Origin of the sequence: Hyalangium gracile (assembly GCF_020103725.1) — a bacterium.
Classification (GTDB): Bacteria; Myxococcota; Myxococcia; order Myxococcales; family Myxococcaceae; genus Hyalangium; species Hyalangium gracile.
Genome location: NZ_JAHXBG010000039.1, coordinates 40,214 through 59,667 on the forward strand (window position 1 = coordinate 40,214; position 19,454 = coordinate 59,667).

Annotated in this window: 21 protein-coding genes, 5 tRNA genes and 1 other RNA gene; 18 read left to right on the plus strand and 9 right to left on the minus strand. The window is 67.3% G+C overall.

What is annotated here, in order from left to right; translation table 11 throughout:
• Positions 1 to 40 precede the first annotated feature (40 nt).
• The 9 genes from serS to KY572_RS43760 all read left to right on the plus strand — a co-directional run bounded on the left by serS (position 41) and on the right by KY572_RS43760 (position 4,190).
• Entirely contained in the window at positions 41 to 1,321 is a 1,281-nt protein-coding gene (gene serS / locus KY572_RS43720) for a serine--tRNA ligase (protein ID WP_224249726.1), read from the plus strand.
• Between the two features lie 83 nt (positions 1,322 to 1,404).
• A tRNA-Ser gene (locus KY572_RS43725) sits at positions 1,405 to 1,491 on the plus strand.
• Positions 1,492 to 1,534: 43 nt separating this feature from the next.
• Positions 1,535 to 1,626 (plus strand) — tRNA-Ser (locus KY572_RS43730).
• Positions 1,627 to 1,655: 29 nt separating this feature from the next.
• Positions 1,656 to 1,732 (plus strand) — tRNA-Arg (locus KY572_RS43735).
• 25 nt (positions 1,733 to 1,757) lie between these two features.
• Positions 1,758 to 2,225: a tRNA adenosine(34) deaminase TadA gene (tadA, locus tag KY572_RS43740; RefSeq protein WP_224249727.1), complete on the plus strand. Its 468-nt coding sequence runs from the start codon at positions 1,758 to 1,760 to the stop codon at positions 2,223 to 2,225.
• A gap of 5 nt (positions 2,226 to 2,230) precedes the next feature.
• Positions 2,231 to 2,317 (plus strand) — tRNA-Ser (locus KY572_RS43745).
• A gap of 16 nt (positions 2,318 to 2,333) precedes the next feature.
• A tRNA-Ser gene (locus tag KY572_RS43750) sits at positions 2,334 to 2,420 on the plus strand.
• 11 nt (positions 2,421 to 2,431) lie between these two features.
• An RNA gene (gene ffs / locus KY572_RS43755) (signal recognition particle sRNA small type) lies at positions 2,432 to 2,524 on the plus strand.
• 130 nt (positions 2,525 to 2,654) lie between these two features.
• On the plus strand, positions 2,655 to 4,190 hold the full coding sequence (locus KY572_RS43760) for a phytoene desaturase family protein (RefSeq protein WP_224249728.1): 1,536 nt from the start codon (positions 2,655 to 2,657) through the stop codon (positions 4,188 to 4,190).
• Between the two features lie 30 nt (positions 4,191 to 4,220).
• On the opposite strand, the gene KY572_RS43765 is transcribed toward KY572_RS43760, so the two are convergent.
• From KY572_RS43765 to gvpA, 9 genes are all read right to left on the minus strand, one after another.
• Entirely contained in the window at positions 4,221 to 4,538 is a 318-nt protein-coding gene (locus KY572_RS43765) for a gas vesicle protein (RefSeq protein WP_224249729.1), read from the minus strand.
• Entirely contained in the window at positions 4,535 to 4,900 is a 366-nt protein-coding gene (locus KY572_RS43770) for a gas vesicle protein K (protein ID WP_224249730.1), read from the minus strand. The genes KY572_RS43765 and KY572_RS43770 overlap by 4 nt, the downstream gene beginning before the upstream one ends.
• Positions 4,897 to 5,181, minus strand: a complete 285-nt coding sequence (locus tag KY572_RS43775; protein ID WP_224249731.1) for a gas vesicle protein — start codon at positions 5,179 to 5,181, stop codon at positions 4,897 to 4,899. The genes KY572_RS43770 and KY572_RS43775 overlap by 4 nt, the downstream gene beginning before the upstream one ends.
• On the minus strand, positions 5,171 to 5,395 hold the full coding sequence (locus KY572_RS43780; protein ID WP_263452490.1) for a gas vesicle protein GvpG: 225 nt from the start codon (positions 5,393 to 5,395) through the stop codon (positions 5,171 to 5,173). The genes KY572_RS43775 and KY572_RS43780 overlap by 11 nt, the downstream gene beginning before the upstream one ends.
• A gap of 27 nt (positions 5,396 to 5,422) precedes the next feature.
• A complete protein-coding gene (locus KY572_RS43785) occupies positions 5,423 to 6,196 on the minus strand; it encodes a GvpL/GvpF family gas vesicle protein (protein WP_224249733.1) in 774 nt (257 codons plus the stop codon).
• A gap of 67 nt (positions 6,197 to 6,263) precedes the next feature.
• Positions 6,264 to 6,590, minus strand: coding sequence for a hypothetical protein (locus KY572_RS43790; protein ID WP_224249734.1), 327 nt, complete (start codon positions 6,588 to 6,590; stop codon positions 6,264 to 6,266).
• 2 nt (positions 6,591 to 6,592) lie between these two features.
• Positions 6,593 to 7,600: a gas vesicle protein GvpN gene (gene gvpN, locus KY572_RS43795; RefSeq protein WP_224249735.1), complete on the minus strand. Its 1,008-nt coding sequence runs from the start codon at positions 7,598 to 7,600 to the stop codon at positions 6,593 to 6,595.
• A gap of 97 nt (positions 7,601 to 7,697) precedes the next feature.
• Positions 7,698 to 8,039 carry a hypothetical protein gene (locus KY572_RS43800; RefSeq protein ID WP_224249736.1) on the minus strand — a complete coding sequence of 114 codons (342 nt, stop codon included), beginning with the start codon at positions 8,037 to 8,039 and terminating at the stop codon, positions 7,698 to 7,700.
• 147 nt (positions 8,040 to 8,186) lie between these two features.
• Positions 8,187 to 8,408: a gas vesicle structural protein GvpA gene (gene gvpA, locus KY572_RS43805; RefSeq protein WP_224249737.1), complete on the minus strand. Its 222-nt coding sequence runs from the start codon at positions 8,406 to 8,408 to the stop codon at positions 8,187 to 8,189.
• A gap of 481 nt (positions 8,409 to 8,889) precedes the next feature.
• Here gvpA and hsp20 point away from each other — a divergent pair, with 481 nt between their 5' ends.
• The 9 genes from hsp20 (at position 8,890) to dnaX (ending at position 19,210) form a co-directional block, all read left to right on the plus strand.
• The gene (gene hsp20, locus KY572_RS43810; protein ID WP_224249738.1) at positions 8,890 to 9,348 is read left to right on the plus strand and encodes an archaeal heat shock protein Hsp20; all 459 of its coding nucleotides are present in this window, start codon (positions 8,890 to 8,892) and stop codon (positions 9,346 to 9,348) included.
• A 24-nt stretch (positions 9,349 to 9,372) separates the two neighbouring features.
• Positions 9,373 to 10,041 carry a GvpL/GvpF family gas vesicle protein gene (locus tag KY572_RS43815; protein WP_224249739.1) on the plus strand — a complete coding sequence of 223 codons (669 nt, stop codon included), beginning with the start codon at positions 9,373 to 9,375 and terminating at the stop codon, positions 10,039 to 10,041.
• Complete coding sequence (locus KY572_RS43820; RefSeq protein WP_224249740.1) at positions 10,029 to 10,637, plus strand: hypothetical protein; 609 nt, start codon at positions 10,029 to 10,031, stop codon at positions 10,635 to 10,637. The genes KY572_RS43815 and KY572_RS43820 overlap by 13 nt, the downstream gene beginning before the upstream one ends.
• 24 nt (positions 10,638 to 10,661) lie before the next feature.
• The gene (locus KY572_RS43825) at positions 10,662 to 12,815 is read left to right on the plus strand and encodes a CDC48 family AAA ATPase (RefSeq protein WP_224249741.1); all 2,154 of its coding nucleotides are present in this window, start codon (positions 10,662 to 10,664) and stop codon (positions 12,813 to 12,815) included.
• A gap of 14 nt (positions 12,816 to 12,829) precedes the next feature.
• On the plus strand, positions 12,830 to 13,651 hold the full coding sequence (locus KY572_RS43830) for a GvpL/GvpF family gas vesicle protein (RefSeq protein WP_224249742.1): 822 nt from the start codon (positions 12,830 to 12,832) through the stop codon (positions 13,649 to 13,651).
• Between the two features lie 109 nt (positions 13,652 to 13,760).
• Positions 13,761 to 15,245, plus strand: a complete 1,485-nt coding sequence (locus tag KY572_RS43835; protein ID WP_224249743.1) for a HEAT repeat domain-containing protein — start codon at positions 13,761 to 13,763, stop codon at positions 15,243 to 15,245.
• Positions 15,245 to 16,663: a hypothetical protein gene (locus tag KY572_RS43840; protein WP_224249744.1), complete on the plus strand. Its 1,419-nt coding sequence runs from the start codon at positions 15,245 to 15,247 to the stop codon at positions 16,661 to 16,663. The genes KY572_RS43835 and KY572_RS43840 overlap by 1 nt, the downstream gene beginning before the upstream one ends.
• A 48-nt stretch (positions 16,664 to 16,711) precedes the next feature.
• Positions 16,712 to 17,860 (plus strand): tetratricopeptide repeat protein, encoded by a 1,149-nt coding sequence (locus tag KY572_RS43845; RefSeq protein ID WP_224249745.1) that lies wholly within the window; start codon positions 16,712 to 16,714, stop codon positions 17,858 to 17,860.
• A gap of 135 nt (positions 17,861 to 17,995) precedes the next feature.
• On the plus strand, positions 17,996 to 19,210 hold the full coding sequence (dnaX, locus tag KY572_RS43850; RefSeq protein ID WP_224249746.1) for a DNA polymerase III subunit gamma/tau: 1,215 nt from the start codon (positions 17,996 to 17,998) through the stop codon (positions 19,208 to 19,210).
• Positions 19,211 to 19,454: the final 244 nt, after the last annotated feature.

The following is a 19,454-nucleotide window of genomic DNA, read 5'->3' on the forward strand; positions in this document are numbered from 1 at the left end:
GCTTGCCGTACCCGTCCGGGCTGACTACAAGTCGCCCGCCATGCTGGATCTCCGTCACGTCGCCCAGAACTTCGATGCGGTTGTCGCCCGGCTGAAGACCCGGAGCGGCAACCTGGACCTTGGCCCCTTCCAGCGGCTCTTCACCGAGCGCCGGGAGCTCTACGTCGCGATGGAGGGCCTGTCGGCCCGCCGCAACACCGCCAACGACGAGATGAAGAAGAAGGCGAAGGAGGATCCCGCCGCGCTGGAAGCGCTGCGAGGCGACCTTCGCGCCGTCTCCCAGGAGATCAAGGAGAAGGAGGCCCGCCTCAAGGAGGTGGAGGAGGAGATCAACCGCATCCTGCTGTTGATTCCCAACATCCCCCACGAGTCGGTGCCCGTGGGCGCCAGCGAGCAGGACAACCAGGTGGTCCGCACCTGGGGCGACAAGCCCAACCTCCTGTTCGCGCCCAAGCAGCACTTCGAGATCGGCGAGAAGCTGGGCATGCTCGACTTCGAGCGGGCCGCCAAGGTGTCCGGCAGCCGCTTCACCTTCTACAAGTCGGCGCTGGCGCGGCTGGAGCGGGCGCTCGTCACCTTCATGATCGATGTGCACACGCAGAAGGGCTACACGGAGCTTCTGCCGCCCTACCTGGTGCTGCGCGAGACGATGATGGGCACCGGCCAGCTGCCCAAGTTCGAGGAGGACGCCTTCAAGACGAGCGGCGACCCCGAGCGCTTCCTCATCCCCACCGCAGAGGTGCCCGTCACCAACTACCACGCGGATGAGATCCTCGAGGGCGGCCAGCTCCCGCTGAAGTACTGCGCCTTCAGCCCCTGCTTCCGCGCCGAGGCGGGCGCCGCCGGCCGCGACACCCGCGGGCTCATCCGCCAGCACCAGTTCCACAAGGTGGAGCTGGTGAAGTTCGCCACCCCGGACACCAGCCTCCAGGAGCTGGAGGGCATGACGGACGACGCGTGCGACATCCTCCGGCGGCTCGGGCTGCACCACCGCGTGGTGCTCTTGTGCACCGGGGACATGGGCTTTGCCTCGCGCAAGACGTACGACATCGAGGTCTGGCTGCCGGGCCAGAACGCCTACCGGGAGATCTCCTCGTGCTCGGACTGCGGCGACTTCCAGTCCCGCCGGGCGAAGATCCGCTTCCGGGCCCAGAAGGGGGACAAGCCCCAGCTGCTCCACACCCTCAACGGCAGCGGCCTGGCCGTGGGGCGGACGAGCATCGCCATCCTCGAGAACTACCAGCGCGAGGACGGAAGCGTGGCCATCCCGGAGGCGTTGTGGCCCTACATGGGGGGCATGCGGGAGATCCGGCCACTGTGAGCCACATCCCCATTGCAATGAGCAATGGATGAGGTAGAAGGGCGGCCCCGCGCAGCATGGCGGGCCGCGCGGCAGGCAGTTCTGGAGGAGTGGCCGAGCGGCTGAAGGCAGCGGTCTTGAAAACCGCAGAGGGTGAAAGCTCTCCGTAGGTTCGAATCCTACCTCCTCCGCACTTTGTCCTTGTTTTCTGCAGTTCTTTGACAGAGAAGAGTTGGAGAGATGGCCGAGAGGCTGAAGGCACAGGTTTGCTAAACCTGCATACTGGGTAACCGGTATCGAGGGTTCGAATCCCTCTCTCTCCGCCACTTATCGTTGTAGCAGCGTTGGAAGACACGCTCCCTTAGCTCAGCTGGATAGAGCGTCGGACTACGAATCCGAAGGCCGGAGGTTCGAATCCTCCAGGGAGCGCCACCTTCCCCCCACGCTGCTTCTCTCCATGAGTGAAGACGACGCTTTCATGCAGCAGGCGCTTGCGCTGGCGCGGGAGGCGGCGGCACTCGGAGAGGTCCCTGTCGGCGCGGTGGCGGTGCACGATGGCAAGGTCATCGGCACTGGTTTCAACCGCCGCGAGGTGGACAAGAGTCCCCTGGCCCATGCGGAGCTGCTCGCGCTGGACGCGGCCTCCAAGGCCCTGGGCGCCTGGCGCCTGACGGGAGTCACCCTGTACGTGACGCTGGAGCCGTGCGCCATGTGCGCCGGCGCGCTGGTCCAGAGCCGGGTGACGCGGCTGGTGTTCGGGACGATGGATCCCAAGGCGGGAGCGGTGGGCTCGCTCTACAACCTGGCCGAGGAGCCGAGGCACAACCACCGGCTCCAGGTGACGAGTGGCATCCTGGCGGACGAAAGTCGTCTGCTACTCAAGGGCTTCTTCGAGCGACTGCGCGAGAAGAAGCGTGAAAAGTGAATACTGGAGAGCTGGCCGAGTGGTCGAAGGCACCTGACTCGAAATCAGGCGTACCGGCAACGGTACCGTAGGTTCGAATCCTACGCTCTCCGCTTGTAGCAGGTCCTTGGAGAGGTGGCCGAGCGGTTGAAGGCACACGCCTGGAACGCGTGCATACCTTAACGGGTATCGTGGGTTCGAATCCCACCCTCTCCGTAGGTGTTATTTTTGTGGTCGGGACAACGTGGGGACGTGAACCCCGCCAGGTCCGGAAGGAAGCAACGGTAGCGCACCTTCGCGTGTGTCCCGGCCGTTTCTCTCGTTGAAGAGCCGATGCCCCCTCTCGGGGCGTCGGCTCTTCGCTTTTGCGGGCGAGCGCTCCCCTGGCCAATCGTTTGTTTGTCCACCAGCCACCGGCTCGGCTAAGAGCAGCCCCACCGGAGGGATGCCATGCCAGACGTCATCGTGGTGGGAGCAGGCCATAACGGGCTGGTCGCCGCGGCCCTGCTCGCGCGCCGGGGCCTGAAGGTCACCGTGCTCGAAGAGAAAGAGGTGGTGGGCGGCGCGAGCAGGACGGAGTACCCGTTCCGCTCCGCGCCGAAGCTGGGCGTCTCCACGGGGGCGTACCTGCTGGGGCTCATGCCGCCGGAGCTCATGCGCGAGCTGGAGCTGGAGCTGCCCCTCAAGCGCAGGGATCCGCACTACTTCCTGCCCACGCTGGAGAAGCGCTACCTGCTGTTCGGCTCGAACGAGAAGGAGATGCGGACGCAGTTCCTGGCTTTCTTCTCCGAGGCGGACTGGAAGGCCAACCAGGCGATGAATGCCGAGCTGGCCGCCATGCGGGATGACCTGGCGCCGGCGTGGCTGCAGCCTCCCCTCTCGCTCGAGGAGACGGCCGAGCGCTTCATCCGCCCGGAGCTGCGCACGCACTTCATCCGCCTCTGCCGCGGCACGGCGCACGAGTACCTGGACCGGTTCGGCTTCGAGTCGGATCTGCTGAAAGCCATGTACGCGGTGACGGACGCCTTCTCGGGGCTGGACGCGGGCTACGACACGCCTGGCGCGGGCATGAACCTGCTGGTCCACAACATGTGCCGGCTGCCCGGCAGTGGCGGCACGTGGATGATCGTCGGTGGCGGCATGGGCACTGTCACCCAGTCGCTCGCGCGGCTGGTGCAGAAGCACGGCGGGGAGATCCGCACCCGGGCGAAGGTGGCCTCCATCCGCACGGACGGCGGCGTGGTGAAGGGCGTGGTGCTGGAGAGCGGCGAGGAGCTCTCCGCCAGCGTGGTGGTGTCCAACGCGGACCCGTTCCGCACCTTGAAGCTGGTGGAGGCCTCGGCGGTGCCGGCGGCCTATCGCCAGCGGGTGAACGGCATGGCCACGCAGGGCACCACCCTCAAGGTGAACCTGTGCCTGAAGGGGCTGCCCACCTTCACCTGCCTGCCCGAGGATCGGGGACAGTTCGGCCCCACCATCCACCTGCTGCCGCAGGAGGACGTACTCGAGTCGCTCGCGAAGGCGTACGCGGACACCAAGGCCGGGAAGCTGGCCGAGTTCCCCTCCATGGAGTGGTACTTCCATACGCCCATCGATCCCAGCCTCCGGGACGAGCAGGGGCACCACAACTCCGCCCTCTTCGTGCAGTGGGTGCCCTACCAGCCCAAGGGCTCCACCTGGGAGAAGGAGGAGTCGCGCTACGTGCAGCACCTGCTGTCCATCTGCGACCGCTTCGCCCCGGGCACGAGCGATCTCGTGGTGGAGACGTTCGCCCTGCCCCCGCCGAAGATCGAGTCCCACTTCGGCATCACGCACGGCCACATCCACCACGTGGACAACAAGCTCGGCTTCAACGAGCGGCTCCCGTACGAGACGCCCGTCCAGGGGCTCTACTTCTGCAGCGCGGGGTGCCATCCGGCCGGCAGCGTCATCGGCGCGGCGGGGCACAATGCCGCGGGAGTGGTGCTCAAGGCGCTCGGGCGCTGAGGCGACCGAGCGCGCGGGGCCTCCACCGTGTCAGCGGACCTCGGTGGGGGCCGGCAGCTGCTCGAGCTTCGCGATGCGCTGCTTGAGCTCGGCGAGCTCGGCGAGGCGGTCCGGCCCGGCGTTGGAGGTGAAGTCCGGGTTGCGGATCCACCAGTCCATGCCCATCTCGCGCGCCTTGTCCACCGAGGCGACCATCAGCCGGATCTGGATGGTGAGCAGCTCGATGTCCACGAGCTTCACCTTGATGTCGCCCGCGATGATGATCCCCTTGTCGAGGACCCGCTCGAGGATGTCGGCCAGGTTGCTGTGCCCGGTGGAGTTGGCAACCCTTCGAGAGCGCTCGATCATACCTCACCTCGCGGAGCGCTCTCGTCGAACAGGTTTCCCAGGGGCCCCAGATCGAGGTTGAGGCTCTCGACACCGAAGTGCTTCATCAGCTGCTGCATGTGCTCCTCGAGCCGCATGAGCGTCGTGCCCAGGCGCTCGACCTGCGCCTCGCTCAGGCTGCCGCCCTCGATGCGCCGCAGGGCCTGCTTCTCCATCAGCCGGCGGACGAACTCCACGAGCGAGAGGACCAGCTGGGTCAGCCCTCGCTCGATCTTGTCCGGGGTGACGTTGATGCGGCTCGGCAGCCTGGCCTGGGGGGGCTCGGCGGACTCCGCGAACGCCTCCAGCTCTTCCGCGCTGCCTCGAATCTCTCCGTAGTTCATGTTCCTTCTCCCTCGAGCTGGGTGGTGGGGAGCCGCGGAGTGGGCGCCTCGTGCTCCCACTTGCGCATCGTCTCCACCGAGGTGACGACGACGTTGAGCCCCAGGTAGATCAGGTCCACATCCGCGATGGAGATGAGGACATCCCCCGCGATCACGACGCCTTTGTTGAGCACCCGGTCCAGCGTCTCGCACAGGCTGACGCGCTGGTGGCGAGAGGCCGGGCTCCGCCGCGCGCTGACGGGACGCGCGGGGCGTGCTCTCGACTGAGGGCTAAGCGGCATGGCTGGCCTGGCCCTTCTTGTACTCCTCGATCTGCTCGAGCCGCTCCACCAGCTCGGCCTCACGCTTCGCGAAGTCCTCCTCGGAGACCGCCCCGGCCTCGAGCCGGGCGTAGAGCTCCATGAGCTCGGTCTTCACCGCCTCGTCGTCGAAGATCTCCTTCTCGGCGCGGTCGGCGATCTCCTCGAAGACACGAACCAGTCCCCGGAATGGCATCGAAAGAATTCCCATGACGTGCCTACCTCAGGCAGCAACCTGCTGCAGATCGAGATCGATGAAGTTGAAGGGCGCCCACGGGCCGTTGAAGTCGAAGACGTAGTGGGCGGGGAAGGTGTTGGCGACCTCGTAGACCCGCGCCTCGAACTTCTGAAGGTCCTCGCGCTTCACCAGAAAGGCGACGTCCATCACCGTCTGCTCGTTCCTGGGCGGGTTCACCTTCGACTCGACGACGCTGGCCTGGAACAGCTCGAGCACGCGCTCCGTCTGCGCCTCGCGCTCCTTGTTCAACCGATCCTCGAACATCCGCCCGAGCTCGATCTTCTCGGGCTGGGTGGGCTCCGCTCCGCCTCCGAAGAGCCTGTCCCTCATGGCGGCCAGCTCGGGATCGAGGCTCGCGATGTGCTCGAAGATGTTGTCCACGCCCCACTTGATCTTGAGCCCCATCTCCACCGAGCCCTGTACCCGCTCGAGCTGAGCCCGGATCTCCGTGCGGTTGCGGCGCAGCAGCCGGACGATGTCCTTCTCGCTCCTGGCGACGTGGCCGAAGGTCATCGGGATGACGGTCACCGTCTTCATGACTTCACGGATGACCTTGTTGTGAGGCTCCAGGTTCTTGCGCAGCGGGAGGATCTTCCCGCTCACGGCGTAGTCCGAGACGACCGCCGCCAGCGAGTCCACGCGTACCGTGTAGACGCGCCCCGGCTTTCCCTCGTGCGGCAGCCCGATCTCTCCGAACTCTACCGTCTCGGCCTCGGGGGCCGGGATGACTCCATACAGATAACGTCCCGTCACGGACATGGTCTTCTCGCTCTCATGTAGGGCCTCACCTGTGACGGGAGGCCAGTGGAATGAACCTCGTGCCCGCTCAGTACCGGAGCGTGCGGCGCTTCTCGTTCGTCTGAGCCTTCTCTTCCGCGGGCGCCCCGCGGCCGCTCTCGTCGCCAGCGGCCAGGCTCGTGACGCCCAGCACCTGCTGATGCTTGCGGATCAACGCCTCCACCTCGGCCAGGCGCGCGTCGAGGTTCGCGATCCGCGTCATGGCGGCCTTCCGCTCCTGCATCCGCCGGGAGCGCTCCAGCTCCAGGGAGGCGATCTGGAACTGGTGGACGTGCCGCTCGCCGGAGTGAACGCCGCTGCCACGGATGGCGGCGATGGTCTTGATCTCCGTGGCACCCTTGGCGCGAATGCCCATGGCTAGGCCTCCTGGGGGGCGGCGAGGGGGATGGGGGTGGGCACGGCCTGCAGCTCCGTGCGGGGCCCGCGGCGGCGCGCGTACCGGGCCACGAGCTCCTCCACGGGGTTCGCTCCCGGGCCCGTCTTGATGGCGAAGCCGCTGAGCACGTCGCCGCACACGTCCATGAACATCGGCTCATCCGCGTAGGCGTGGGCCCTCGTCTGGGCGAGCACCCGGGCGATCATGATGCAGGCGCGCAGGCTCGGGCTCTGCTTGGTGAGGGCCATCCCGCGCAGCGCGCGGACGATGTCGACGATCACCTCCGCCTCCTCGAGCGGAATTCCAGAGCGGGACTGGGTGATGCGCGCCTCGGTGTCGCGGTCGCAGTAGTCCACCTTGATGGTGATGAGCCGGTCCATCAGCGCGTCCTGCGTGCGGTGTACGCCCGCGTACTCCTCGGGGTTGGAGGTGAAGATGGCGCGGAACTCGGGGTGGACCTCGAGGTACTCGTCGCCCTGGGGGCCGCGCATGGGCAGCGCCAGGAGTCGCTCCTCGAGCACCGAGAGCAGGCCGTTGTTCGCCTCGGGCCGCGAGCGGGTGAACTCGTCGTAGACCAGCGTGTCGCCCGTCTTGCAGGCCTGGGTGAGCCGGTTGTCGGCCCAGAGGGTGGTCGTCTGCTCCTCGGTCCTCACCACCGAGTGGATGAAGTTGTCGACGACCTTGCTCTTGCGGAACCCGTAGTCGCTGCCGATGAGATCGCTCGAGCCCCGCGCGTCGTCCCCGTGCATCAGGGTCATCGTGCGGCCGCGGAGCGCCGCCACATGGAGCGCCAGCGTCGTCTTCCCGGTGCCCGCCGGCCCCGAGAAGTGGACGGGATATCCCGCCTGGAGATAGGCCAGCGCCCGGTCCGCGATGCGCCTCACGTGGGGCGTCAGGACGAAGTTCTCGCTGGCCTCCGCCTGCATGGTGTCTGGGGTCCGAACCTCGGCCAGCGCCGCCTGGCCACTCCTCTTTCCTTCCCTGCTCATTGGATGCTCCTTTCAGGCAAGACAGCCTCGGCATGCGCCAGCATCACGCCGAGGCTGCAGTTCATGGGGTGAATGGGCGGGCGGCCTTCGAGCCGACCTACCCGGCGCGGAAAGACTCGCTCGCGCTCCGGAATTCGTGGTTCATCTCCTGCAGATCCTCGGCCCGCTCCTTGCGCTTCATCTCGAAGCGATCCAGCAGGGAGTGGACGCGGGAGCGCAGCCTGCTCATGAACTGGCGCCGGCGATCCGCCTCGCGCGCGGCCCGCTCGCGGCGCTGAGCCTCGGCATCGTTCTGGTGCTTCCGAAAGCCCGCGAGCATCGTCGAGGTGTGCTTGCAGGAGTTGCTGATGAACTCGGAGCGGCGCTGGGCCTTCTCATCGAGCTGGTGCCTGAGGGCACTCATTGCCTCGGGGGTGAAGCTATTGAAATGCGCGGTCATGGGCTTTCTCCTCTCTCGTCTCTGGGGTGCTCGAGCCTCCTGGCCCTGAAGGGCCGACAGGCTTTCACTTCCTACAAACCGCTCTCCCGGGGCGGTAAACGACTCACGCCCCGGGAAGCGGAACTCACTCATCAACATCCACCTTCATCACGGGGTGGGGGCCGCCGCGGTCGACGTCAGGCCGATGGCCTCGGCGTACTTGAGGTACGTCTCGACCGAGGCCACGACCACGCGAGCCTCGATGGAGAGCAGCTCGATGCCGACGAGCGACACCTTCGCCCAGGCATCGATCACGATGCCCTTGTCCAGGATGCGATCAACCACTTCCGCCAGGCTCGAGGAGTCCGTCGACTTCATCACCTTTGCCATTGTCATTACCTCCGTATTTGGGCCGCTTCGTGCGGCTTGCTGATGTGTCTAGCAAGGCGGGTGCCACGGTTTCGGAGGCGCCTGGCGCGCTCGAATGCACGTGCTTTCGTACGGTGGATCTCCAAGAGGATCACGAGCGCTCCCTTCGAGAGGCGCCTGCCCTATCGATATATGCAAGCTTTCGCATGGCGCTTCCGCGGGCAGGAATCGGCTTCCCTTTGGAGCAACCAGAAGGGCGTTGCGAAATCCCACGCCGTCGAGGAAGACCGCAACACACCCGAGCCCAGCCTGCCGTTGCGGCCCCGTGGCCCCTCGCGGACAGCCCCTGCCCCCGGGGAAAGGGCTTCCCCTTTGATCATCTACCCCTCTCCCACCTCATGAGCGGCGCTGGCGCGGGGCTTGCTATTCCTTTCAGCGAGGAGGAAGCATGGCACCCAAACGAAAACCAGAGTCGGGCCCGATCGATGTTGGACTAGGTGGGATGTTCCGCAGCCTCGGCGGCTTCATGGAGCTGCTCTCCGAGCTGGCCGAGAAGAGCGGCGGAGAGTTCACTCACTCCGAGGAGCTCGGCGACGACAAGAAAGGCGTCAAGGCGGTGTATGGCTTCTCCGTTCGCGTAGGCGGCGGAGGCAAGCCAATCGTCGAGAAGTTCGGGAACGTCCAGGACGATGGCAAGGGCCCCGTGGTGGAAGAGGTCCGCGAGCCCATGGTGGATCAGTTCGACGAGGGGGAGCACCTGCTCATCGTCGCCGAGCTGCCCGGGGTGGACACCCAGGACATCCACTTCGAGCTCAAGGAGGATGTGCTCCTGCTGAGCGCCACTCGAGGTGAGCGCAAATACCGCAAGGAAGTGCTGCTCTCGGCGCCCGTCCAGGCCCAGGCGGCCACCTCTTCCTATCGCAACGGTGTCTTCGAGCTGAAGCTGCCGAAGGCTCGATAGCCTTTGGAGCCCCAGGGGGTAGCCATGCAAGCCACGAAGTCCGGACAATTAGGTCTCTATGCCGTGGTAGCTGCCGATCAGGCGCTCGCCGCGCGGGCCCGGTTGCGAGGCCTTCGGTGGGTCACCCGAGGCCCCCTCACGGCCATCGTTGGCAAGCCCGAGAGCGAGAGCCAGCGTGCCGCGCTGCGGCACGATCGTATCGTCGGGAAGGCACTCGCCGCCTGTGGCGCGGTGGTGCCTTTCCGGCTGGGCGTCGTGCTCCGCTCCCAGGAGGAGCTGCACCGCGTGCTGACCGCCAACGAGGAAGTGCTGTGCCAGTACCTCGCACGCTTCCATGGCCGGGTCGAGATGGCGCTCAAGGTGAAACTACCAGAGCTCCTCGCTGGCGGGCTCTCTCAGCTCCCCTTCAGCCTCGAGGGGCTCCGCGCGCTGGCTCCCGACAGCCAGTCCCGACGGGAGTCCATGAAGCGGACCCTGACCGGGCAGATGTTCGACGGCTGTTACCTGATCTCGCGTCGGGACGTGGACAGCTTCTGGGCGGCCACCGACCAGATCCGGCAGGCGTTTCCCTCGCTCCTCATGCTCGGCAGCGGCCCCTGGGCGCCCTACAGCTTCTGTGATTTCACCCTCGCCCCCGCCGCGGGCGACAGGGTCCTCCTCGATGAGCACAAGGAGAGAGCGTGCGCACGCTGATCCACGTTCCCATCCTCCACTCGGAGGTAGACCTCGGCAGCCTGGCGGAAGAGCTGCGCCGGCGCTTCCAGGAGTCCTTCGGGGCCAGCGCGTGGTCCAAGCGCGTGGCCTCGGTGGACTCCATGTGGAACAGCCTCCGGACGACGCTCCTCGAGCTGCCCATCCCCTGGGAGAAGACCCGGCTCTACCAGGACGGGCTCCCCGTCTGCGACCGGGAGCGCGACATCGTCCAGGTGCTGGCGTCCAAGGGCAGCCAGAACCACCGCCTCCTGCTGGAGCTGATGGAGCGGGGCGCCACGCTCATGGGCACCGAGAGCCCGGAGCTGCTGGTGAAGGAATACCGCCGCGGGCAGCAGCTGGTGGAGGCCGCCCGGCAGAGCCCCTCGGAGACGGATGTCCGGAACTTCAAGAACGAGGGCGAGGCGCTGCTGCGCGAGCGGGACAGGTTCATCGCCCGGCGCATCGGCTCGACGCTCCGGGATGACGAGACGGGGCTGCTCTTCCTCGGGCTGCTCCACCGGGTGGATGACTTCCTCGACCCGAACATCGCGTTTCGCCACCTGATTCACCACCTCCCGCGCAGGGAAGCTTCCTGACGGCAACGGAAAGAGCGGTAAGCAATGACGGCTGAAGCCAAGAAGAGAGAGAGCCAGGACGCGGGCACGTCACTCCGAGTCGCGGAGGCCCTGGCCAAGGATGTAGGTCGAGGCGTCGCGCGGCTCGACCCCAAGGACCTGGCCCTCCTGGGCGCGGAGGTCGGTGACATCATCCTGATCACGGGCGAGCGCACCACGGTCGCCAAGGCCATGCCCGCCTTCAGCGACATGCGAGGCAAGGGGCTGCTGCAGATCGACGGCATCACCCGCGGCAACGCCAAGGTCGGGCTCGACCAGCGGGTGAGGATCTCGAAGGTCCCCCATGCGCCCGCGACGAAGATCGTCCTGCGTCCGGTAGGCGGCGCGCCGTCCCTCAAGCGCAACAGCGACTCGCGCTATGTCGTGCGGCTGCTCGAGGGCCTGCCGGTCATCGCGGGGGACCGGGTGCGAGTCACCCTGTTCGGCTCGCGCTATCAGGACTTCGAGGTCGTCAGCACCTCTCCCAGGGAGGGGTGCGCCGTCGTCCATGCCCAGACGCAGATCACGCTCGAGGAGCAGACGGAGCGGGGCACCAAGTCGACGGGCATCTCCTATGAGGACGTGGGAGGCCTGCGCAAGGAGATCCGGCGCGTGCGAGAGATGATCGAGCTGCCGCTGCGCTATCCGCAGATCTTCGAGCGGCTCGGGATCGACGCGCCGAAGGGCGTGCTCCTCTATGGCCCTCCGGGGACCGGCAAGACGCTGCTGGCCCGCGCCGTGGCCCACGAGACGGAGGCGGCCTTCATCACCGTGAGCGGCCCGGAGGTCATCCACAAGTTCTACGGCGAGAGCGAGGCCAAGCTCCGGGAGATCTTCGAGCAGGCCCGCAAGAAGTCTCCCTGCATCATCTTCCTGGACGAGCTGGACGCCATCGCCCCCAAGCGGGAGAACGTGCAGGGCGAGGTGGAGAAGCGCGTCGTCGCCCAGCTCCTGGCGCTGATGGACGGCCTCGAGTCCCGCGGGCAGATCATCGTCATCGGCGCCACCAACCTGCCCAACTCCCTGGACCCGGCGCTGCGGCGCCCCGGCCGCTTCGATCGCGAGATCGAGATTGGCATCCCGGACGCCATCTCTCGCAAGGAGATCCTGGAGATCCACACCCGCGGCATGCCGCTGGCGGAGGACGTGAACCTCGAGCGGCTGGCGGCCATCACCCACGCCTTCGTGGGCGCGGACCTGGAGGCGCTGTGCCGCGAGGCGGCCATGACCACGCTCCGCGGCGTCATGCCGGAGATCGACTTCGCCAACAAGGAGCTGCCCTACGAGGTGCTGCTCTCGCTCAAGGTGACGATGGATCACTTCCTCTCGGCGCTGGCCGAGGTCGAGCCCTCGGGCGTACGCGAGGTCTTCGTGGAGGTGCCCGACGTCAAGTGGGACCAGGTGGGCGGGCTGGACTCCATCAAGCGCGAGCTGCGTGAGGCCGTCGAGTGGCCGCTCCAGTACGCGGACCTGTTCAGCCACGCGGGCATCCGCCCGGCGAAGGGCATCCTGCTCTACGGGCCGCCCGGGACGGGCAAGACGCTGCTGGCCAAGGCCGTGGCGTCGCAGAGCGGCGTCAACTTCATCACCGTCAAGGGGCCCGCGCTGATCTCCAAGTACGTGGGCGAGAGCGAGCGGGCGGTCCGCGAGGTCTTCAAGAAGGCGCGCCAGGCGGTGCCCTGCATCCTCTTCTTCGACGAGATCGACTCGCTGGCCCCCGTGCGCGAAGCGGAGGCGGGGGACTCCGGCGTCTCGCAGCGGGTGATCAGCCAGCTGCTCACCGAGATGGATGGCGTCGAGGAGCTCAAGGGCGTGCTCGTCATCGCCGCGACGAACCGCCGGGACATGCTGGATCCCGCGCTGCTGCGCCCGGGCCGCTTCGATCTCCACCTGGAGGTGCCGAACCCGGACACGGCAGGACGGGGGAGGATCTTCGAGGTCCACCTCAAGGGCAAGCCCGTGGCCCCCGACGTCGACATCGCCGAGCTGGCGAAGCAGACGCAGGGGTGCTCGGGCGCGGAGATCGAGATGGTGTGTCACCGCGCCGCCCTGCTGGCCGTGCGTGAGTTCATCTCGGCTCACGGCAAGGAGGGCTCGCCCTCGAAGATGAAGATCACCCGCGAGAAGTTCGAGGCCGCGATCGCCGAGATCGCTCGCTGAGCAGGAGCAATTCCATGGAAACCGAAGCCCGTGGTGAGCACGTATTGTACCTCTATGGGGTCATCCCCGCGGGGCAGCCCATTCCCGTGAGCGAAGCCGCCGCGCTCCAGGCCGTCCCCTTCTCCAACCTCGTCGCGCTCGTCGAGCCCGTCTCCGCGACCGAGTTCTCCTCCCAGGCGCTCAAGGAGAAGCTCCAGCGCATCGACTGGGTCTCCTTGCTCGCGCAGAAGCACACCGCCGTGCTGGACGAGGTCATGCAGCATGGCTCCGTCGTCCCGGCCCGCCTCTGCACGCTCTTCAGCAGCGCCCAGATGCTCCAGAGCTCGCTCGTCCAGAACGAGGAGCGGTTCCAGGACAAGCTGGAGCGGGTCCGGGATCGCCAGGAGTGGGGCTTCAAGGTCTTCTGCGACAAGGCGAAGCTCGAGGCCGCCCTCGCCGTGAGCGAGCCCGAGCTGCGGCAGCTCGAGGCCGCCGCGGCCAGGGCGAGCCCCGGCCAGGCGTATGTCCTCCGCAAGAAGCGCGAGGCCCGCCTGGCGGAGCTCTGCCAGCTGCGGCGCGATGAGGTCTCCGACGAGGTGCTCGACGTCCTGGAGGCCCAGGCCGCGGACACCCGAATGCGGCCGCTCCTGTCGGAGGCCACGAGCGGACGAAGCGAGGCCATGACGCTCAATGTCGCCATTCTCATTGACAACACCGGCGCATCGGCGCTGATTGCCGCCGCGCAGGAGCTGGCCTCGCTCTTCGGCGACGAGGGCTTCATCTTCGATCCGACGGGCCCCTGGCCGCCGTACAGCTTCTGCAGTGACGAGGAGCCGGACGAGTTCGAAGAGGTGTAGTCCGCCCCTCCCGCGCATGCGGGGCCCGCCGTCATGCCTCGGTCGAGCGGGAGGCCCCTCGGTGAAGGCTCCAGACACGCTAGTATGTCGACCCATGCCGAGGCGACACATGCCGCGCCTGTTCGTGATGCTGGTGGGAATCATCGCGCCAGGACTCGTCTCCTTTCCCGAATTCGCCTTCGCGGGCTCCCCTCCGGCGACAGGTGATGCGTCGCTCTCTCCGCAAGCCCTCGAGCGGCTCCAGTTCCTGGTGGGAGTCCTGGGAACCGAGCGCGAGTTCTGTGACATGGACGACTGCAACGAGGGGCCCTCGCTCCGGGAGCGACAGGACGCGGCCATCGCGGACCTGGCTGGCTTCGGACCCGCCATCGTCCCCATCCTCAAACCCTACTGGAAGTACGAGAACTCCAGGCTCCGTGCGAACCTGCTCCGGGTCTTCGCCCGCATTGGAGATGCCGCCTCGCGGCAGATGATTTTCTCCATGCTCTCGTCCCGGGACTACCATGTGCGCCAGGGCGCCATCGAGAGTCTGGCCTCCCTGGATCCTCTCCCCGCGGATGCCGTGCCCCGCCTCATGCGGCTCCTGGAAGAGGAGGACTTCGCCGGCACCGCGCTGGAGCAGTTGGTCCGACTGGCTCCCGCCCAGAAGCCCGCCACCCAGCAGACCCTGGCGAAGAAGCTCCGCGCGATGATCCAGTCCAATAAGAGCGGGAAGAGCTACGAGGCGGTGAAGGCGCTCGGCGCGCTCCCTCCAGACTTTCCCGATGCCACCCCGATGCTCCTGCTGGCCCTCCAACATCCCGATGCCCTGCTCCAGGTGGAGGCGGCGAAGCTCCTCACCCTTCGGAACGCTCACACGGACACGGTGGTGTCGACGCTCCAGAAGCTCACCCAGAACCCTGACGCCCATGCCCGTGCCATGGCGATCTCCCAGCTGGGCGAGTTCGACGCGTCCCTGGCGCGCCCCCACCTTCCCACCGCGCGCTCCATCCTGGCCGACCCGAAAGCCCAGAGCGCGCACTTCCTGGCGTTCCAGTTCCTGGCCCGGTGGGGAACGCCGGAGGACGGGAGGCTCCTGGTCGAGCTCGTGAACTCGCAAGCCGACGCGTACCAACGCCAGCTGCTCATCAACGGCCTCATGCAGGTGAAGGAACCAGGGCCCGAGGTCATCTCCCTCCTGGGCACCCTCCTTCGTGCGTACTCCGAGGACAGGAACCGCCCGAGGATGAGCAGGAAGAACCGCCCCGCGGGGAATGAGCCGCGCACGAAGATCGCCCAGGCGTTGGGGACCATGGGCCACCCCGGGACGGTGGAGCTGCTCCGCGCGCTCGAGCGTGAGCACGATGAGAAGCTCCCGGTCGCGAAGGCGGCGCTGATCGGGCTCCAGGGACCCGTCAAGGATGCTCCGGAGGAGATCGTCCCGCTGCTCCTCGACCGCGCCCACCGGGACAAGGACGAGGTCCTCGACGCCGAGATCGTCCAGACGCTGGCCCATGGAGGGCCGCGCGCCGTGCAGCTCACGCAGGAGTGGTCCACCCGAGGCCCCGAACGGCGCAAGCGCCTGCTGGCCAAGCTCCAGGAGACCGCGCGGTAATGAGCCCTCCTCCCGTTCCCAGGACCCAGGCCGCGAAGCAGGAGCAGTATGTCCTCGAGCAGGTCAGCGTGGAGCTGACCCGTCCCTGGGTGCTGCTTTCGGTGCTGCTGGTGCTGGTGCTGCTCTCCCTCCTCGCCTGGCGATGGGTCCGCCGGCTGCCGCGCGAGGCCCGCTCCACCCCGCTGTGGCGCTACGGCCTTTATGCCCTGCTCCTCGCCGGAGGCATCGCCGTCACCCTGGGCCTGCCAACGAGCTCGCGCAAGCCAGCGCCCCAGGCAGTGCCCGCGAGTGAGCCAACCGTCACGAAGGCTCCGCCCTCTCCCCCGCCGCTCCCCGTTCCCTTCTCGGGAGAGCTCTTCCGCAAGCTGACCTGGGCTCCCTGGATCGACGTCGAGTGCGAGCGCCAGGGCAAGACGGACGCCAACTGTTGGCCCTGGGTCTTCTACCCGGAGGGGGTCTACGGCCGCTCCATCCACCCGAACGCGCTGAAGCGCAGCCGCCACGACTCCTATGCGAAGTCCTGGGATGTCCGCGCCTCGAGCGACACCTCCGGCGTCATCGCCACGGAGGAAGGCAACCTGATGCCCTTCGAGCTGCAGGGCGCGGACCAGATGCTCCTCGCCGGCCGTCCCTTCCGCCGGGCCGAGGAGCCACTGGAGGGGGCCGAGAAGGCCCCCCTGCGCAAGACACATGTCGCCCCGCTCCCCATCCTCAGAGGCTACGAGCAGCTGGTGAGCACACCGTGGCTCAAGGTGAACCCCTTCGATCTCGACACGCAGCCAGAGTCCATCACCTTCCTCCCGGAGGGCCGCTTCAAGGCCTCGTACCGCCAGGGGAGCTGTGTCCACGAAGGCCCGCTCAAGGTCGAGGCGAAGAAGTTCTTCATCGAGTGGGGCACCAACCCCTGCACCGGGGGCGCACAGCGGCCGCCCCGGTTCGTCAGTGACGATCATCCCAACTGGTTCCTCGGTGAGTGGCTGTTCCTGGAGGATCTCTACCGGCCCGAGAAGGCTCCCGCCTCACCACCCATGGCCCTCGTCGGCGACCCCAAATGGGGCCTGTTCCTCAAGGGTCAGCTCTCGGCCGAGCTCCGCAAGGGCGTGCCCAATGAACTCGTGCTCAGCCTGCTGAGCACGCGCAGCCAGGGAAACCTTCAGCTCGGCGAGCTGTGGGTCTGGCTGAGGGAGGCTCCCTCCCAGGGCGGCGAGCCCAGACCGCGCAAGGAGCAGGTCCTCTTCTCGAAGAACCTGAACGCCCAGCCCGCCGACAAGGTCGTCCAGGAACTCTCCGAGCGCGCCACCTTCACTCCCGAGTTCAGTGGCCCCGCCGAGCTGGAGTTCGAGCTCCAGATCACCAACCCACCCTGGGAGTGGAGGAAGCGGCTCCACCGTGTCCACCCCGCCAGGGTCGGCGAGTAGCCCCCCCCGCCTTGTCACCCGACTGCTCTCCTCTGTATGAAGGGCCCCATGCTCCTTCCCCTGCTCCTCGTCCTCGCGGCGGCTCCCGCTGCCCCAGCCGCCGCCTCATCGGAACTCGAGCCGGCCTACCTCGCCTTCGCCCAGCAGATGGAGCAGGGCATCACCGACGGCCAAGGCCAGGTGATCGACTCGAATGTCGACATGGATCAGCTCTTCGCGCGCATCTCGAAGGGCATCCCCGCGCCCAAGGAGTTTGCCGACAGCTTCAAGGAGGGCATGCGCCGGCAGGGCATGCAGTTCGGCAAGCAGATCGTCGCGCTCCGCGGTGAGAACGCCGCCTTCCGCCTCCTCAATGCCCGCACGGAGGGCGGTGTCCCTCGCGCCCTCTACCGCTCCTCTTCCGATGCGGGGCTGAACTACCTGGACTTCGAGCTGGCCCGCAACGCCAAGGGCGAGGTGATCATCGTCGACATCTACACCTTCATCTCGGGTGAGAACTTCAGCGAGACGGCGCGGCGCATGTACATCGCCGCCCTGGCCGACGCGCAGAAGGGCATCCTCGACAAGCTGATGGGCAAGGAGCAGGAGTTCCTCAAGGAGCTGCCCAAGATGCAGAAGATGCAGCAGCTCTTCCTGGAGAAGAAGTACCCGGAGGTGCTCGACACCTTCGCGAAGATGGGCGCCTCCATGCGTCAGCACAAGCCGGTGCTGCTCATCCGCATGTCCGCCGCGGAGAAGGTCAGCGAGGCCGAGTACCAGAAGTCCATCGCCGAGTTCGAGAAGGCCTACCCGGGCGATCCCTCGCTGGACCTCGTCTCCATTGACGGCCACCTGCTGCGCAAGGACTACCCCGCCGTGCTGAAGACCATCGACCGGCTCAACCGGCGGGTGAAGGACCCCTACCTCCCGTTCCTCAGCGCCAGCGTCCTGCTCGACAAGGGCGACACCGCCGAGGCCAAGAAGTACTTCGAGGAGGCCATCCGCACCGATGTCCACTACAACGACGCCTGGTTCGCCCTCATCGGCCTTTCACTGCAGGAGAAGGCCTACGCGGACACGGCCAGCCTGCTCACCCGCTTCGAGAAGGACGGGGGCGCGGAACTCTCGGATCTCACCGGCATCAAGGAGTACGAGGGCTTCGTGAAGTCGCCCGAGGGCAAGGCCTGGCTCAAGAAGCGCAAGCAGAAGAAGCTCTGAGCACGGACCAAGTCCCGTTTTCTCCTGACTCACCGAATCAGACTGTCGTGCGCGGCACCTCCCTCGCCCTCGTCTCACGGGGCGAGGCAGTTGCGCATGGATCCTCGAAGCCAGCGTGTTTAGATAGGCGCCCCCATGAGCTACCTCGTCCTCGCACGCAAATGGCGCCCGCAGACCTTCGATGACATGACCGGACAGGAGCACATCGTCCGGACCATCGCGAACGCCATCAAGATGAACCGCGTGGCGCACGCCTACCTGTTCTGTGGGCCGCGCGGCGTGGGCAAGACGACGGCCGCCCGCCTGCTCGCCAAGGCGCTCAACTGTGAGCAGGGCCCCACCGCCACTCCCTGCGGCACCTGCCGGGCCTGCACCGAGATCGCCGCCGGCACCTCCGTGGACGTGGCCGAGATCGACGGTGCCTCCAACAACGGCGTCGAGAACGTCCGCGAGATTCGCGAGAACGCCAAGTACCTGCCGCAGCGGGACAGGCACAAGATCTACATCATCGACGAGGTGCACATGCTCTCGGGGGCCGCGTTCAACGCGCTCCTGAAGACGCTCGAGGAGCCGCCCGGGCACGTGAAGTTCATCTTCGCCACCACCGAGGCCCACAAGCTCCCGGACACCATCCTCTCGCGCTGCCAGCGGCACAACTTCCGCCGCATCCCCGCCGCGCGCATGCTCCAGCGCCTCAAGCAGATCTCCGACGCCGAGGGCGCTGGCATCTCCGACCGCTCGCTGTCGCTCGTGGTGCGCCAGTCCGAGGGCGGCATGCGCGACGCGCTCAGCCTGATGGACCAGATCCTCGCCTCGTGCGGCCCCAACCCCACCGACGAGGCGGTGGCCGACGCCATGGGCGCCATCGACCGCACCATGGTGCAGGAGTTCGCCGAGGCGCTCGTCCGCAAGGACGCGAAGAAGGTGCTCTCGCGCGTGGAGGAGGTCTTCAACCGCGGCCTGGACCTGAAGCGGCTCGCGGAGGAATTGGCGCTCCAGCTGCGCCACCTCTTCGTCACCAAGGCCGTGGGCGAGGCGCCCTCCGAGCTCGCCGAGTCCGAGCAGAAGGCGCTCCAGGCGCTGGCCCAGGAGGCGGACTCCGCCCAGCTCGCGCGGCTGTTCGACATCGTCCACGGCTGCGTGTGGGACGTGTCCCGCGCCGCCCAGCCGCGGCTGGCCCTGGAGATGGCGCTGCTCAAGGCCATCCAGCTCTCGCCGGCCAGCAGCATCCCGGACCTGCTCGCCAAGGTGGATCGGCTCGCCCAGGGCCTCAGTGGTGGAGAGGGAGCCGCGAAGTCCCAGCCCGGAGCGCCGGGAGGTCGCTCCGGTTCCGCGAACTTTCGCGTCTGAGCGCCCCGCTCCCGCCGAAGCCGCTCGTCCTGCTCCCGTCCCGGCCCCTCAGCCCGCGCCCGCGCCCGCGCCCGCGCCTTCGAACGGGAACGGCCACGGTCCCTCCGCCCCCGCGCCCGCTCCCCGCCCTTGGGAGGCTGCTCGGAACGGAGGGCCCGCACCCGTTGCCGTCTCGCGCCCGCCGGAGGCCCCTCCGAGGCCGGAGGCTGGCACACCCGTCGGGGCCACTCCGCTCTCGCGTGTC